15 protein-coding genes are annotated in these 15,181 nt (G+C 52.1%); 9 read left to right on the top strand and 6 right to left on the bottom strand.

Annotation, left to right across the window (positions count from 1 at the left end):
• Positions 1-22: 22 nt before the first annotated feature.
• On the top strand, positions 23-508 hold the full coding sequence (ribH, locus tag C7382_RS06900; protein ID WP_116679560.1) for a 6,7-dimethyl-8-ribityllumazine synthase: 486 nt from the start codon (positions 23-25) through the stop codon (positions 506-508).
• Between the two features lie 95 nt (positions 509-603).
• Here the strand turns inward: ribH and C7382_RS06895 are convergent, their stop codons facing one another.
• From C7382_RS06895 to holB, 5 genes are all read right to left on the bottom strand, one after another.
• Complete coding sequence (locus tag C7382_RS06895; RefSeq protein WP_116679559.1) at positions 604-1,629, bottom strand: DUF4252 domain-containing protein; 1,026 nt, start codon at positions 1,627-1,629, stop codon at positions 604-606.
• 31 nt (positions 1,630-1,660) lie between these two features.
• Positions 1,661-2,200: a hypothetical protein gene (locus tag C7382_RS06890; protein WP_116679558.1), complete on the bottom strand. Its 540-nt coding sequence runs from the start codon at positions 2,198-2,200 to the stop codon at positions 1,661-1,663.
• Positions 2,190-2,696 carry an RNA polymerase sigma factor gene (locus tag C7382_RS06885; RefSeq protein ID WP_116679557.1) on the bottom strand — a complete coding sequence of 169 codons (507 nt, stop codon included), beginning with the start codon at positions 2,694-2,696 and terminating at the stop codon, positions 2,190-2,192. Before C7382_RS06885 ends, C7382_RS06890 begins: the two co-directional genes overlap by 11 nt.
• Before the next feature lie 218 nt (positions 2,697-2,914).
• Positions 2,915-5,074 (bottom strand): elongation factor G, encoded by a 2,160-nt coding sequence (locus C7382_RS06880; protein ID WP_116679556.1) that lies wholly within the window; start codon positions 5,072-5,074, stop codon positions 2,915-2,917.
• Between the two features lie 183 nt (positions 5,075-5,257).
• On the bottom strand, positions 5,258-6,397 hold the full coding sequence (holB, locus tag C7382_RS06875) for a DNA polymerase III subunit delta' (RefSeq protein WP_116679555.1): 1,140 nt from the start codon (positions 6,395-6,397) through the stop codon (positions 5,258-5,260).
• Between the two features lie 117 nt (positions 6,398-6,514).
• Here holB and C7382_RS06870 point away from each other — a divergent pair, with 117 nt between their 5' ends.
• Both C7382_RS06870 and tig read left to right on the top strand, forming a co-directional pair.
• Positions 6,515-6,883 (top strand): hypothetical protein, encoded by a 369-nt coding sequence (locus C7382_RS06870; protein ID WP_116679554.1) that lies wholly within the window; start codon positions 6,515-6,517, stop codon positions 6,881-6,883.
• Positions 6,884-6,908: 25 nt separating this feature from the next.
• The gene (gene tig / locus C7382_RS06865) at positions 6,909-8,285 is read left to right on the top strand and encodes a trigger factor (RefSeq protein ID WP_116679553.1); all 1,377 of its coding nucleotides are present in this window, start codon (positions 6,909-6,911) and stop codon (positions 8,283-8,285) included.
• A gap of 95 nt (positions 8,286-8,380) precedes the next feature.
• Here the strand turns inward: tig and C7382_RS06860 are convergent, their stop codons facing one another.
• Complete coding sequence (locus tag C7382_RS06860) at positions 8,381-8,965, bottom strand: DUF3109 family protein (protein ID WP_116679552.1); 585 nt, start codon at positions 8,963-8,965, stop codon at positions 8,381-8,383.
• Positions 8,966-9,233: 268 nt separating this feature from the next.
• On the opposite strand from C7382_RS06860, the gene C7382_RS06855 reads away from it, so the two are divergent.
• The 6 genes from C7382_RS06855 to C7382_RS06825 all read left to right on the top strand — a co-directional run bounded on the left by C7382_RS06855 (position 9,234) and on the right by C7382_RS06825 (position 15,168).
• A complete protein-coding gene (locus C7382_RS06855; protein ID WP_116679551.1) occupies positions 9,234-9,755 on the top strand; it encodes an NAD(P)H-dependent oxidoreductase in 522 nt (173 codons plus the stop codon).
• Positions 9,752-10,516 (top strand): 3-deoxy-manno-octulosonate cytidylyltransferase, encoded by a 765-nt coding sequence (kdsB, locus tag C7382_RS06850; protein ID WP_116679550.1) that lies wholly within the window; start codon positions 9,752-9,754, stop codon positions 10,514-10,516. Before C7382_RS06855 ends, kdsB begins: the two co-directional genes overlap by 4 nt.
• A 43-nt stretch (positions 10,517-10,559) precedes the next feature.
• Positions 10,560-12,629 (top strand): DNA primase, encoded by a 2,070-nt coding sequence (gene dnaG, locus C7382_RS06845; protein WP_116679549.1) that lies wholly within the window; start codon positions 10,560-10,562, stop codon positions 12,627-12,629.
• Between the two features lie 228 nt (positions 12,630-12,857).
• Positions 12,858-13,085 (top strand): 4Fe-4S dicluster domain-containing protein, encoded by a 228-nt coding sequence (locus C7382_RS06840; protein ID WP_116679548.1) that lies wholly within the window; start codon positions 12,858-12,860, stop codon positions 13,083-13,085.
• Positions 13,086-13,105: 20 nt separating this feature from the next.
• Positions 13,106-14,191 (top strand): 3-methyl-2-oxobutanoate dehydrogenase subunit VorB, encoded by a 1,086-nt coding sequence (locus C7382_RS06835; RefSeq protein ID WP_116679547.1) that lies wholly within the window; start codon positions 13,106-13,108, stop codon positions 14,189-14,191.
• 212 nt (positions 14,192-14,403) lie between these two features.
• On the top strand, positions 14,404-15,168 hold the full coding sequence (locus C7382_RS06825; RefSeq protein WP_116679545.1) for a thiamine pyrophosphate-dependent enzyme: 765 nt from the start codon (positions 14,404-14,406) through the stop codon (positions 15,166-15,168).
• The last annotated feature ends 13 nt before the right edge of the window (positions 15,169-15,181 follow it).

Raw genomic sequence — 15,181 nt, 5'->3', positions numbered from 1 at the left:
TATACAGAACTAAGAAGAAACTATGGCAACAGCTTTTCACAACCTGTCGGACTACGACTACGACAGCGTACCCTCCGGTAAAGACTATCGCATCGGCATTGCCGTAGCGGAATGGAATCGCAATATCACCGAGCCCCTGCTCGCAGGAGCACTCGAGGCCTTGATCGAACACGGCGTCACTCAAGAGAATATCATCGTGCAGCACGTACCGGGCACATTCGAGCTCACTTATGCCAGCGCATACCTTTGCGAACAACATGAGGTCGATGCCGTCATAGCCATCGGCTGCGTCGTAAGGGGCGACACGCCACACTTCGACTACATCTGCCAGGGAGTGAGCCAAGGAATCACCCAACTCAATGTGGATGGGTTCGTGCCCGTCATCTTCGGCGTACTCACAACCGAGACGATGCTCCAGGCCGAAGAGCGTGCCGGCGGCCGTCATGGCAATAAGGGCACCGAAGCTGCCATCACAGCTCTCAAGATGGCAGGCCTAAGAAGGAAGTAATCCTCGCTCCGGGCAAACAGCCCATACCAATAGCCAAACAGCCTCGCTCCGCTACCGGAACGAGGCTGTTTCTTTTTTACAGCAAAGAACAATGGTTATTTGAAGAGCGACGCATTCTTTCGATGCACTTCCTTCAATTCCTTCCTATATTCCTTATTGGCCTGCTCGAATTTGCGTCGCACTTGATTCCACTCCTTATTGAGTTCGGCCAAGTTTTGCTGATATTCTTTAAGAAATGCCTGATCGTCTCTGGTCATTAGTTTACGATCAATGCCCGAAGCATCATTCATCTCCTTGCGAGCCCGCTCCAATTCCTTTTCATATTTCTTGCTATCCTTCTCAAATTGTTGTCGTACCCGATCCCATTCCTTCCGGAACTGAGCGATATGCTGCTGATACTCTTTGATCCATTTCTGATAGTCCTTTGCCAACTGATTACGTCCGGCTCCTCGTAGTTTATCCATTTCCTTGCGAGCCAACTCCAATTCCTTCCTATACGCACCAAAGTTTCGATCAAATTGTTGTCGTGCCCGATCCCATTCGGTGTTGAGCTGCCCCTTATGCAGTTGAGACCCATTGGGGCCTTGCCAATTATAAAGCTTTAGGGAACGCCCATTGTGAGGCAAACTGTACAAACGACCACCGGAATTGATCATCTGATCCAGCTGGTCACGGGTAAACTCTCCCTCAAAAATAACGGCTCGCACCTCGCGAACATCCTCGGTGTAGAGGACGAGCGACTTGTACAAATCCTTCTTGGATCGTTCGGCGAAGAGAGCCATCTGCTCCTCCGTCTTCCGTACGAACATAAGCTCGTCGTAATTGCCCCACGCCCCTTGCAACATAGGAGAGAAGGTCCTGCGCAAGAGATTCGCCGCCGCAGTCTGCTGTCGATCGGCGGAGAAGATATGCATCCCGTTGAGCATTGAATTATTGATGCTCAAGTCCGTTTTCCTCTTGAGATACTTCGACGAATTCTTCAACATCGATTTGGACAGATAGACGGACTCTATCCCGTTCTCCCGTCTGAGCGCATCCATATTAATCCGCTGTGCTTCGGCAGCCACTGACGAGAGCGTACATATCGCCACGATCAGGGCCACGATCATTCTTGTCTTCATAGTTTCTTCTTTATGTTAGTTAGTTCAAAGTTTATTCCTCCCTCATTGCAGGCTCCGTCCACGCTTCGTCCACACTTCTATAGAGCATCTCCATCGCCCCCTCCGTCTCTTCGGCTGCATAGTTGAGACAGGACTCCAGCAACTCCATCGCTTCCTCCGTCTCTTCGGCTGCCTCCGTCTCACTCATGGGGACGCCGTTCCGATTCGAGACCATTCCGCCCGCGGGGCGCAGCCACAGCATGGCCCCCATAGTCAGAGCCACCGCCACACAAGCCACAGCTCCATAGTGTCCCCTGTGGAGGAAGAGCGAGCGACTACGGTGCTGCCTCGCTGCCTCCTCACGTCCGTCTATTAGGGCAGAAAGCCGCGCATCCATACGCTCACTGGCCTCCTCTTCCGACTCTGCAACACCAAGCAGAGCCTTCAGAAGCAGCAGATCGTCACGGAAAGGCGACGGATCGTCCTGCTCCTCTAACCTGCAATACAGCTCCAACTCCTCTTCCCGAGAAGTACTGCCCGCATAGAATCGCTCCAGCAGTAGACCGATTCTCTCTCTATCTTCATGCTTCATGACCGATTACCTCCTTTGCTTCTTTTCGCAGACGACTCAGTATCACCCGCACATTGCCCTCTGTCAAACCCAATCGTTCCGCTATCTCACCATTAGAATACCGACCGAAATGGCTCATCGTGAACACCGCCCGATGCAGCTCGGCCACTCCGTCCAACCACCTACGCAGTCTCCCGATTTGCTCCGAGAGACGCATCTCCCCGTCAGCCCCCTGCACATCCGACAACAGCCCGATGTCCTCCGCCTCCAATGGCACCGGCTGAGGCCTGCACTTGGCAGCACGCAGCAGCCCCAGGCAGTAGTTGCGCGCAGTCCCGATGGCATACGCCCGTGGATCGGCCAGCTCATCCAGCCGCATCCGAGCCTCCCACAGTCGCAGGTAAACCTCCTGCACCGCATCGTCCACCTCCGCCCCATTCTTCAGGAAGACCCGGCAAACGGCACGAACAGTAGGAGAGAGCGGCAGAAAAACTGCCTTGAAAGCCTTAGTATCCACGTTCCGATTACTCTATTGAACCAAACAGAAGCAGAACCCTCATTGCTGCCTGCCTCTATTATGAAGATGCAAAAAAGACCCGATTGTTACAACGCCATCCCGAAATAATACTGCATGGGCAGAATCTATCCCTTACAATATGCTGTTAAATATAAACGAATGAGGCCGCGCCAGTAATGGCGCAGCCTCGTGCTTTGGGTTAAAGAGGAAGGGGCAAATTAAGCCTCGTCCTTGGATTGTTCTTCGTATTCCTTCAGCAAGCGATCCTGTACGTCGGCAGGAACCAACTCGTAAGAAGCAAACTTCATTGTGAAAGAAGCACGACCGCCCGTGATGGAACTGAGCGAAGTCGAATAGTTAGAAAGCTCCTTCAGCGGCACTTTCGCCAAGAGCTGCTCGTAACCTTTGAGACTATTCATACCCATGATAATGGCACGACGTCCCTGCATATCGCTCATCACATCGCCCAAGTAATCGGCGGGGACAGATACTTCCACATCGTACACCGGCTCCAGAATTTTCGGGCCGGCCTCCTTGAAGGCCGTGCTGAAGGCATTTCTACCCGCCAGCATGAACGACACTTCGTTACTGTCCACGGGGTGCATCTTGCCGTCATAGACGATAACGCGCACATCGCGAGCATACGAACCGGTGAGCGGTCCCTGCTCCATACGCGACATAATCCCCTTGAGGATAGCAGGCATGAAGCGCGTGTCGATGGCTCCGCCGACTACACTATTGACAAATACGAGCTTACCGCCCCAATCCAGCTCAACGACCTGCGTATCACGCGGCGTAATGCGGTATTCCTGACTGCCGAACTTGAAGAACTCAGGCAGCGGCTTGTCGTCACTATAAGGCTCGATGATCAAATGCACTTCACCGAACTGTCCGGCACCACCCGACTGTTTCTTGTGGCGATAGTCGGCTCGTGCAGCCTTGGTGATCGTCTCGCGATAAGGAATGCGCGGCTCGATGTATTCGATTTCGATCTTTTCGTTGTGTTCCAAACGCCATTTGAGCGTACGCAGGTGGAATTCGCCCTGTCCGCTCACGATCGTCTGACGCAACTCCTTGCTCTGCTCGATGATCCAGGTGGGATCCTCCTCGCGCATCTCGTTCAGTGCCACATTCATCTTCTCCGTATCGGCTTCGTTAGTCGCACGGATGGCACGACGATACTTGGGCTCGGGGAATTTGACCAGATCGAAGCGATGCTCCACGCCCTTATCGTTGAGCGTATTGCCGCGGCGCACTTCCTTCAGCTTCACCGTGGCACCTATGTCGCCGGCGAGTAACTGCTCCACCTTGATGCGCTGCTGACCTGCAGGCACGAAGAGCTGGCTGATGCGCTCCTTCGACCCTCTGTCTGCATTGAGAAGATCTACGCCTTCCACGAGCGTACCGCTCATCACCTTGAAGTAGGATACTTCGCCGATATGTGGTTCTATTGTTGTCTTAAAGAAATGGATGCTCACGGGAGCCGATGCATCGGGCTTCACTTCCGTACCACTTATATCCACCGGAGCAGGCATCTTGTCCACGCATGGCACCACGTTGCCGAGGAACTCAAGCGTACGACGCACGCACATGTCCTTGCCTGCACTCACGCAGAACACAGGGTACATACCCTGAGCGATAAGTCCGGCACGAATACCCTCGCGCATCTCTTCTTCAGAGAGACTTCCCTGATCGAAGAACTTCTCCATCAAGCTCTCATCATTTTCGGCCGCAGCCTCCACCAGAGCTTGGTGCATCTCTTTCGCTTTCGCCTCTTCTTCGGCCGGAATATCCAGCACGTCGGGCACTCCGCCCTCAGGCTTCCAGCGATACATCTTCATCTTCAGTACATCGACCACGGCATTGAAGCCCGCACCCACATTGACGGGGTACTGTACGGGCACCACCTTGGCGCCGTAGCGCTCCTTGAGTTGAGCTACGGCCGACTCGAAGTCTGCCTTGTCATGATCCAGCTGATTGATGATGAAAATAGCGGGCTTCTGCAATTTCTCCACATAGCGGAACTGATTGATAAGCCCTACCTCCACGCCGTACTGCGCATTCACTACGACGAGGGCACAGTCTGTAACGTTAAGAGCCGAGACCGTACCTCCAATGAAGTCATCCGATCCCGGGCAATCTATAAAATTCAGTTTTCTATCCTGCCATTCGACAGAGAAAACCGTCGAGAACACGGAGTAGCCATACTCCTTTTCTACGGGGAAGTAGTCGCTGACCGTATTGCCGGCTTCGACACTGCCTCTGCGTTTTATCACTCCACCCTCGTAGAGCATCGCTTCTGCAAGGGTGGTTTTTCCGGAGCCGGAGCTACCCAAAATAGAGATGTTCTTCACCTCATTTGTCTTGTACACTTTCATGGTGAAAACTGTTGTTATTAGTGTTTGAAACATTTCGGACTAAAATCGCCGCTTCTCGGGGCTGTACCGACCCCGAGAAGCGGTGCGAGATATCCTTGCCCGCAATGTAGAAAGAATATCCGAATAAATCAACAGCTGAGTGACAAAAGTGTCAAAAAAGCAGGACTCCGTCCTCGCTTTTTGTCACTTCAGCCCCTTGGCACGCAGAGCCGGTGCCATACCCGCAGTGAGGCGGAGGAGCAAGTCGAAGAAAATCATACGGCCATTCCCGTTCTGACGGATGTGGCGGATGGCCAGCTCCACCTCCTCCATCAGCGGACGCACGTTCTGTCCCGTGATACCGCCACCGAGCATACGCACGAGCCCTTCCTCCTCGGGGGAGAGATAGTTCAGCTCGGCTATCCCCACTCTACTTATATATAGCTCGCGGAAAATGCGCAGGCAGTACGTCAGGAATCCGATCTGAGAGACGCGCCCGAGCTGTGCCAGTTCGTCCGACACGGGACGCATCACAGCGGGATCGCCCTTGAGGATGGCGTCCATCATGCGTCCGAGGAGGACGAGGTACTCCCTGTCGGCCCACTCTCCGCGACACATATCCACGGCTCTGCGATAGTTGCCCTCGGCCAAGTGTGCTATCCGCTCGACATCCGTCGTGATGCCGTTGCGGCTTAAGGCTGCCGCCACCTCCGCCTCGCGGAGCGGCGGCACGCGGATCTGCTGCACGCGACTCTGTATCGTACCCAACACCTTGTCCGGCATACTGCTCACGAGGAAGAAAAGCGTGCGACGGGGCGGTTCCTCTATGAGCTTGAGCAGCTTATTGGCTGCACTCTCGTGCATCAGTTCGGGCTGCCAGATGAGGACGACACGGTAGGCTGCTTCGTAATTCCTGAAGCTCAACTTCTGCTCGATGGCATCGGCTTCCTTGGTATAGATGACAGGTTGGCTGTTGCCCGCCTGCAAGTATTCGAGCCAATCGGCCGGCACGAAGTAAGGCTCCTCGGCCAGCATCTCCCGCCACTGCCCCACGAAGTCGTCGCTCGGTGTGGGAGAAGCCGACGCCTTGACTACGGGAAAGATAAAAAAGAGGTCGGGATGTGCCAGCGCATCGTACTTGAGACAGGAAGGGCAACGGCCGCAAGCATCCTCTTGGGATGGGGACTGACAGTTGAGATAGCGTGCATAGGCAAGTGCCAGCGGGAAAGCCCCGCCTCCCTCCGCTCCGGAGAATAGTTGCGCATGGGCTACCTCACCGGTCTGTGCGGTGCGTCTGAGGAAGGTCTTCAGCTCGTCCAAGCCGGCGACATCACGGAAGTACATGGTTAGAATATCTATTGATGAGCGTTCTACTTACCATACAAATGTAGGGAGAAAGGAGCATCTGTAGCCCCCTCTTGGGACACTCTCTCATTTTTTGGCGCATGAAAGCAAACGATTATGGCGCCGAATCGCATCGCAAAGTCGCGCCATTTTTTTCTCAAAATGGCGCATATTCTCTCAGAAAATGGCGCCAAATCAAAAAGAAAACGGCGCAAGTTTTCGCGTGATTATGGGGCGTATTTCGGCCGTTTTTCGGCACGTATTGGGAGAAATGCATCAGAAATCGCCCTCCCTCCGACACTTAGCCAAGCCCCCTCGCATGCGGCATCCGAATCGAAGCAGTCCCACCCTCCGCTTTCCCGACGGTATGGAACAGAAATCTTCCGAGAGCGATTCGGCCGCGCAAAAGGTTTGCTGTTTTCGAAGAATTGGACTACTTTTGGCGCACATTTTGCGGTATATTTTCAAGCCGAAAAGACAAAATAACTCCAATCGATAATCAAAGAAGACAATGAACGTATCAATCAAGAATACGGATCCCGTCAGTGCCATTGCCACTGTGGCAATAGAGAAAGCTGACTACGCAAACGAAGTGGAAAAAGCACTCCGCAACTATCGTCAGAACGCCAACGTGCCGGGCTTCCGTAAGGGAATGGTGCCGATGGGCATGATCCGGAAGATGTATGGCAAGGGTGTCAAAGCAGAGGAAATCAACCGCGCCGTAGGACGTGAGCTGTATCGCTATATAGCAGACAACAAGCTCAACGTACTGGGCGAGCCAATGCCTAATGAGGAATTGCAGAAGGACTATGACTTCGACACGACGGACGACTTCGAATTTGTATTCGATCTGGCACTCACACCTGCAGTGGACGTAGTAGCCGACAAGAGCATCCGCATACCTTATTATACGATAGAGCCCACGAAGGAAATGATCGATCAGCAGATCGAGTCCATGCGCTCAAGCTACGGCCACTCGGTAGAAGCCGATGCAGTGGAAAGCAACGACGTAGTGAAGGGACGCCTCTGCGAGCTGGAGAAGGGCGAAGCCAAGGAAGGCGGCGTCTGCGTAGAGGATGCCATGATACTCCCCGCTTATATGAAGGACGAGGATGAGAAGAAGAAATTCGTAGGTGCCGCCAAGAATAGCGTCATCGTCTTCAACCCCTCGAAGGCATACAATAATAATGAGTACGAACTCTCCTCCCTGCTCAAGGTGGACAAGTCTGCCATCGGCAGCTATACGGGCGACTTCTCTTTCGAAATCACCAGCATCTCACGTCATGAGAAAGCTGAGCTGAACGAAGAGTTCTTCACCACTGCTTTCGGTCCCGACACGGACATCAAGAACGAGGAAGACCTCCGCGGCAAAGTGACCGAGGGCATTCGCGAGCAGTTCACGGCCGAGAGCGACTACAAGTTCCTCTTGGATCTGCGCAAGGAGCTCGAAGCTCGAGTGGGAGCCCTCCAGTTCCCCGACGCACTGCTGAAGCGTTGGCTCAAAAGCACGCACACCGAGTGGACTGACGAGCAACTGGAAGAGCAGTACGCTCCGATGATCAAGGATCTGACCTTCCACGTGATCAAAGAAGACCTCGTGAAGAAGAACAACATCGAAGTGACGGCCGATGACGTGAAGAACTTCGCCATCGTCGTAGCCAAGAACCAGTTTGCTCAGTACGGTATGACTGCCGTGCCTCAGGATGCACTGGAGCGCTATGCCAATACGCTAATGGAGAAGGAAGACTCTCGTCGCAACTTCTTCGACCGCGTGACGGAGAACAAGCTCGCTGCTGCCCTCAAGGAACAGCTCGACATCGAAGCCAAGACGATGACTCCCGACGAATTTAACAAGCTGATGAGCGAACAGTCTGCATCGGCAGAGTAATAAGCTACAGCGATCCTCCCTCAGTGGGAGATAAACGATCAAGGCCGTATGCAACATGTTGCATACGGCCTTGATCGTTTCGGTCTTGAATAGCCTTATTCTCGGGGCGACTCTTTCTCCAGAAGAGCAGCTATCTCTTTCACTTCTTGATACCATTCTTCTCCGAAAGCACGTATCAGCGGCTCGCGCAGGAAGCGATAGAGCGGAGTACGCGTCTGCTTACCAAGAGCCTCGGCACACCGACACACTTCCCACCGATGGTAGTTGACAGCAGTAAAGCCGCTATAGCGGGTGAGTCTGACAGGATAGAGATGGCAGCTGATCGGTTTGAGGAAATCGATCTCTCCGGCACGATAGGCGCGCTCGAAAGCGCAGAGGCAATTGCCCTCCTCGTCATAAGTGGTGAAGACACAGTCCCGTCCATCGACGATACTCGTCACCTCATCGCCATCCTCGTCCACATAGCTCACGCCCTGCCGCTCTATCACGGCCAGAGCTTCGGGAGAAAGCATGGGGCGCACTGCGTCCAGATGCTTGCGCAACCGATCCGACTCGCCTTTCTCCAACGGGGCACCGCTCTCGCCCTCTACGCAGCATATACCCTGACAAGCGGCATAATCACAGACGAACATCCGATCGAAAAGATCGGGGCTCACGATTGTATCTTTGACCTGAAACATTCCTTTTTCCTATATATCGGCGCGCAAAACTACAAAAAACCGCCTCAATGCCCGACACCTACCGCACAAACAAGCTGCATCGGACAGGGATAAACCTTGCTTTTTTGGCGTATAAATCGTTTCTTTGAAGTTCCAAAAATGTGGTTCGACTCGTGCAGCGATCAATCACTTCGCCAACCTTGTTGCAAACTGCATGAAACCGTTCCAAATACATATCTGCGGATCCTCTTATTAGCAGGTTCCGCTACAAGCAAATACGCATTCTGTAATGAAAAAGACTCTGGTAATAGTAGTCCACCCCGATCTGGACCACTCCGTCATCAACAAGGCTTGGACGAAAGCCGTCGAAGGTGCCGCCACCATCCACAATCTCTATGGACAATATCCCGACGGACGCATCGACGTGGCACATGAGCAGGCTCTGCTGGAAGCGCACGACCGCATCATCTTCCAATTCCCACTCTACTGGTATGCTGCCCCCTATCTGCTGAAGAAGTGGATGGACGAGGTCTTCACCGAGGGATGGGCATACGGAGCCGGCGGCGACAAGATGGAAGGCAAAGAACTATGTGCCGCCGTGTCCTGTGGTTCGCCTGAGACGGCCTTCGTCGAAGGAGGACAACAGTGCCACTCCCTGCGCAACTACCTCAATGTATTCGACGGTGTGGCGGCATTCCTGCGCTCACACTTCACGGGTTACCACGCCTGCTACGATTCGTACAGCCCCAAGTTGGTAGAGCTGCTGCCTGCCAATTGTGAAGCATACCTCCGCTTTGTAAAAGAAGGATGAACGACCAAACCATAGCCATCATTCCGGCACGATACGCATCGACTCGCTTCCCTGGCAAACCGTTGGCCGACATGCTCGGCAAGCCTATGATACAGCGCGTGTATGAGCGCGTGGCGGGTGTAGTGGGAAGAGCAGTAGTTGCTACCGACGACGACCGTATCCGCAAAGCAGTGGAGGCCTTCGGCGGCGAAGTGGTGATGACCTCCCCTCTCTGCAGCAGCGGAACCGAGCGCTGTCGTGAGGCATTCGACAAAATCGGCAGAGGTGAGACAATCATCTTGAATCTCCAAGGCGACGAACCATTCATCCAAGCAGAGCAGATCGGCTTGCTTATCTCGGCATTCGACAAACCTGAGACGGATATAGCCACGCTGGCCGAAGTTTTCGCACCGGATACCGACTACCAGAAACTGAACAACCCCAACAGCCCGAAAATCGTTACGGACCATCAGGGCTATGCGCTCTACTTCAGCCGTTCGGTTATCCCATATTTCAGAGGAGAAGAGCCGGACACTTGGTGCAGGCTGCACACCTATTATAAGCATATCGGCATATATGCTTTCCGTCCGTCGGTGCTCAGAGAGATAACGGATCTGCCGCAAAGTGCTGCAGAGCGAGCCGAAAGCCTTGAGCAACTCCGTTGGCTGGAGCACGGCTATCGCATCCGCGTTCTGCACACGAAGCAGAGCACCATCGGCATCGACACGCCGGAGGATATGGACAAGGCCATCGCCTTCCTACGCTCGACGAGGATGGCATGAACCGTACACCATATATAATATAGGACACTCGGAAAAGAAAGGGATGATCGACGATCTGACTCGGGAGCGAATACTCGACGCTGCCAAAATAGAAGAGGTCGTAAGCGACTATGTTTCGCTCCGCAAGCGCGGCGTGAACTACCTCGGTCTATGCCCTTTCCACAGCGACCGCAATCCGTCTTTCTCTGTATCTCCGTCCAAAAACCTCTGCAAATGCTTCTCTTGTGGTGAGGGTGGTTCGCCCGTGCACTTCATTATGAAGATCGAGCAGCTGAGCTATGGCGATGCACTACGGCATCTGGCTCGGAAGTACGGGATCGAAATACAAGAACGGGAGCTGTCCGACGAAGAGAAAAAGCTGAAGAGCGATCGTGAGAGTATGTTCATTCTCAACGAATTTGCCAACGAGTTTTTCAAGAACAGTCTTCACAATACTATTGAGGGACAGACTGTCGCGTTGAGCTACTTCCGCCACCGAGGCATTCGCCCTGAGACGATGCAGAAGTTCCAATTGGGATACGCTCCCGAAGAACGGTCGGCTCTCAGCGATGAAGCTCTGCGCAAGGGATTCAAGACTGAGTACCTCGTTGGCACAGGGCTGTCCCTCCAATACGAAGACAGCAAGGGACTACACGATCGCTTCCGCGGCAGAGTTATCTTTCCAATACAGACAGTCAGCGGCAAGGTGGTAGGTTTCGGCGGGAGAATCATGGCCAAGAAGGACAAGGTGGCCAAGTACGTGAATTCTCCCGAAAGCATCATCTACTCGAAAAGTCGCGAGCTGTACGGCCTCTTCCTGGCCAAAAAGGAGATTGCCCGCAAGGACAAATGTTTTCTGGTCGAGGGCTATACGGATGTGATCTCGATGCATCAGTCCGGCATCGAGAACGTGGTTTCATCATCGGGGACTGCGCTCACCCTCCAGCAAATCAATCAGATCCATCGCTTTACCTCCAATATCACGGTCCTCTATGACGGTGATGCTGCGGGGATAAAAGCCGCTTTGCGCGGTATCAATCTGCTACTGGAGCAAGGCTTGCACGTCAAAGTGGTTCTCCTGCCCGACGGAGAGGATCCCGACAGCTTTGCCCGTAATCATACGGCAGCGGAGTTCGAGGAGTATATTGAGAAGCATGAAACGGATTTTATCCGTTTCAAAACCCAACTCTTCCTCGAAGACATGATGCGCGACCCCATCCGAAGAGCACAGCTCATCACGGACATTATCGGCAGCATCGCACTCATTCCCGACGACATCACACGTCGCGTTTACGTCCAAGAGACATGCCAAACGCTGAGCATGGATGAGCAGTTGCTGGCTCGCGAAGTGCAGAAGATGCGGCTCAGAGGGACGAGCTATTCGTCAGTTCCGACTGCACCGCCATCGGTGACTACTCCTACCCCTGACACGACACCTGTTAATCTGCCGCAGTCTGCCACAGGGGAAACGGGAGACAGGATGGTTGAAGTAGAGACTCCGACGTCTCAACCTCGACAACTGAGCTACCCAACCATATATGAAGAAGAACTACTCCGCCTCATCGTCACGTATGGAGAAAGAAAACTCGCCACGCATCATCCTGCAGGAAGCGAAACAGAAACGCCACATTCTACCGTTGCACTGGCTTACTATGTAAAGGCTGATCTGAGTGCGGATGGTGTGGATATCGGCTCGGATATATTCAAGCAGATGCTTAATGAAGCTGCAGAACAATCGGCTTCCGGTGATTTCACGGCAACGAAGTATTTCAGCAACCATCCCGATATGCACGTAAGCCATATCGCTCACGAGTTGCTTACGGATCATTACACACTCAGCAACATATACCGCAGAAGCGAGAGCAATGACCCCAAAGAAGGGCAAAACACGGACAAAAGAGGCAAAGACAAATACTCAGACGAGGAGCTACAAATGCGTGTCGAACGTGAACTCCTCACGGTGAAGAATGCCTTTGTACAAACGCAGCTACATAAGCTAAAGCAGGAACTTGTACAAGCAGAGCGATCCGGAGAGATCGAATTGCAATTGGAGATCATGAACGAATTGCGTGACATGAACGAACTGAAAAGTGAGTTGGCACGTCGCCTCGGCGACCGCACTGTGCTGCCCTGATTCAGTAAGAACTATATGACACGTCATGGGACGAGTGACCTCATTCAGAAACCTCATACCCGTCGCCGACATCAAAACATGCTATAAAGCATTTTTCATCCCGAAAAGAATATATTGAGTCTCAAAAACAGGATTTTATAGGTATAAAAGGGAAAGAATGCCTATCTTTGGGGCGCTAAGATTACTCACTTTTAGGTATCCCAAGTCCTTATTTAAAAGATAACTATAATGGCAAAAATCAGAGGAGCTGTGGTCGTTAATACCCAGCGTTGCAAAGGTTGCAATCTATGTGTAGTGGCATGTCCGACAAAGACACTGGAGCTACACCCAAATGAAGTCAATGACAAAGGCTATCATTACTCTTATATGAAAGAGCCTGAGAACTGCATCGGATGCACAAGTTGTGCTATGGTATGTCCCGATGGATGTATCACCGTTTACAAAGTGAAGTTGTAATAAAAAACAGAGAAGAAAATATGTCAGAAGAAATAAGGCTGATGAAGGGCAATGAAGCCCTTGCACACTCGGCAATACGTAATGGCGTGGACGGATACTTTGGTTATCCTATCACTCCTCAGTCTGAAGTAATGGAAACGCTCATGGAAGAGCATCCATGGGACACGACCGGTATGGTTGTTTTGCAAGCAGAGAGCGAAGTCGCTGCCATCAACATGGTATACGGCGGTGCCAGCTGTGGTAAGATGGTTATGACCTCTTCTTCCAGCCCTGGTATGAGTCTCAAGCAAGAAGGTGTGAGCTATTGCGCCGGTGCAGAACTTCCTTGTTTGATCGTAAACGTAATGCGTGGTGGCCCTGGTCTGGGTACAATCCAACCAGGACAAGCCGACTACTTCCAGTCAGTAAAAGGTGGTGGTCACGGTGACTATCGTCTAATCACATTGGCACCCAACTCTGTACAAGAAATGGTGGACCACGTAGGTTTGGGCTTGGAGCTTGCTTTCAAGTATCGCAACCCAGCACTCATCCTCTCTGACGGTATCATCGGTCAGATGATGGAAAAAGTGGTATTACCTCCTTTCAAAAAGCGTCGTACAGAAGACGAAATCCGCGAACAATGTCCTTGGGCTACACTCGGCCGTAAGGGTGGTCGCAAACCGAATATTATCACATCTCTTGAGCTCGACTCGGCTGTTATGGAACAGAACAACCTCCGTTTCCAGAAGAAGTATGCCGAAATCGAAGCGAACGAAGTACGTTTCTCTGAATACATGACAGATGATGCTGACTACATCCTCGTAGCATTCGGTTCATCGGCACGTATCTGTAACAAGACTGTACAGCTTGCTCGTGCCGAAGGAATCAAAGTAGGTATTCTCCGCCCGATCACTCTGTGGCCTTTCCCGACGAAAGAGATCGCCAAGTTGGCCGAACGTGCTAAGGGATTCCTCGTTGCTGAATTGAATGCCGGTCAGATGGTAGAAGACGTACGTCTCGCTGTTAATGGCAAAGTTCCTGTAGAGCATTATGGCCGTATGGGTGGTATGCTCTTCTCTCCGGATGAGGTTCTACAAGCACTCAAAGAGAAAGTAATCAATAAGTAGAGAATATAGTCAGAGGATGAATATCAAGAAAGTCAACGGCATACTGACCGTAGCCTTTTATATCCTACTGGTACTCACTTTGGTTTTCTTCCTGCTGTTTAAGCAGACAGAACAGAGGTGGCTGTACTTAGTACCCGGATTTTTGGCAATAGGTGTCAGGTTAGCCAGTTATTTCATGAGATCTTTCAAACGCTAATAATACAGTTATCACAATGGAAATCAACGATATTATCAAACCGGAGAATCTGGTTTACGCTAAGCCGAACCTGATGAACGATACGGACATGCACTACTGTCCGGGTTGTAGCCACGGTGTTGTACACAAACTCATTGCCGAAGTAATTGAAGAAATGGGCTTGACTGAAGAAGCCATCGGTATTGCTCCCGTAGGATGCTCAGTATTCGCATACCGCTATCTCGACATTGACTGGCAAGAAGCTGCACACGGTCGTGCACCTGCTCTGGCCACTGCAGTAAAACGTCTGAACCCCTCTAAGCTCGTATTTACCTACCAAGGTGATGGTGACTTGGCTGCCATCGGTACTGCTGAGACGATTCACGCGGCTAACCGCGGCGAGAACATCGCTATCATCTTCATCAACAATGGCATCTACGGTATGACAGGAGGTCAGATGGCTCCTACTACGCTTGAAGGTATGGCTACGGCTACTTGTCCTCAAGGAAGAAATGTGGAATTGAACGGTTATCCCTTGAAAATCGCCGATTTGTTGGCTCTACTCGATGGAACTTGTCTCGTGACACGTCAGACTGTACACAACGCAGCAGCCGTTCGTAAGACCAAGAAGATGATCCAGAAGGCTTTCGAGAACTCCATGAACAGAAAGGGTACTTCTGTTGTAGAGATCGTATCCACTTGTAACACAGGATGGAAGATGAGCCCGGCTGCATCCAACGATTGGATGATGGAGAACATGACCCAGAAGTATACTTTGGGAGACCTCAAGAATATCGACTAATCCATTCAAACAA

The sequence above is a fragment of the Porphyromonas loveana genome (assembly GCF_003096695.1).
GTDB classification, from domain to species: domain Bacteria; phylum Bacteroidota; class Bacteroidia; order Bacteroidales; family Porphyromonadaceae; genus Porphyromonas; species Porphyromonas loveana.
The sequence above is the reverse complement of the archived record's forward strand: the minus strand, read 5'-3'. Positions and strand labels throughout refer to the sequence as shown.

Bases quoted from the DNA above. Each gene is read 5' to 3' on its own strand.
- C7382_RS06855 (WP_116679551.1), top strand. From the start codon at position 9,234: ATGAAAAAGACTCTGGTAATAGTAGTCCACCCCGATCTGGACCACTCC.
- C7382_RS06870 (WP_116679554.1), top strand. From the start codon at position 6,515: ATGGCGCCGAATCGCATCGCAAAGTCGCGCCATTTTTTTCTCAAAATG.
- C7382_RS06840 (WP_116679548.1), top strand. From the start codon at position 12,858: ATGGCAAAAATCAGAGGAGCTGTGGTCGTTAATACCCAGCGTTGCAAA.
- dnaG (WP_116679549.1), top strand. From the start codon at position 10,560: ATGATCGACGATCTGACTCGGGAGCGAATACTCGACGCTGCCAAAATA.
- C7382_RS06880 (WP_116679556.1), bottom strand. From the start codon at position 5,074: ATGAAAGTGTACAAGACAAATGAGGTGAAGAACATCTCTATTTTGGGT.
- tig (WP_116679553.1), top strand. From the start codon at position 6,909: ATGAACGTATCAATCAAGAATACGGATCCCGTCAGTGCCATTGCCACT.
- C7382_RS06860 (WP_116679552.1), bottom strand. From the start codon at position 8,965: ATGTTTCAGGTCAAAGATACAATCGTGAGCCCCGATCTTTTCGATCGG.
- kdsB (WP_116679550.1), top strand. From the start codon at position 9,752: ATGAACGACCAAACCATAGCCATCATTCCGGCACGATACGCATCGACT.
- ribH (WP_116679560.1), top strand. From the start codon at position 23: ATGGCAACAGCTTTTCACAACCTGTCGGACTACGACTACGACAGCGTA.
- C7382_RS06890 (WP_116679558.1), bottom strand. From the start codon at position 2,200: ATGAAGCATGAAGATAGAGAGAGAATCGGTCTACTGCTGGAGCGATTC.
- C7382_RS06895 (WP_116679559.1), bottom strand. From the start codon at position 1,629: ATGAAGACAAGAATGATCGTGGCCCTGATCGTGGCGATATGTACGCTC.
- holB (WP_116679555.1), bottom strand. From the start codon at position 6,397: ATGTACTTCCGTGATGTCGCCGGCTTGGACGAGCTGAAGACCTTCCTC.
- C7382_RS06835 (WP_116679547.1), top strand. From the start codon at position 13,106: ATGTCAGAAGAAATAAGGCTGATGAAGGGCAATGAAGCCCTTGCACAC.
- C7382_RS06825 (WP_116679545.1), top strand. From the start codon at position 14,404: ATGGAAATCAACGATATTATCAAACCGGAGAATCTGGTTTACGCTAAG.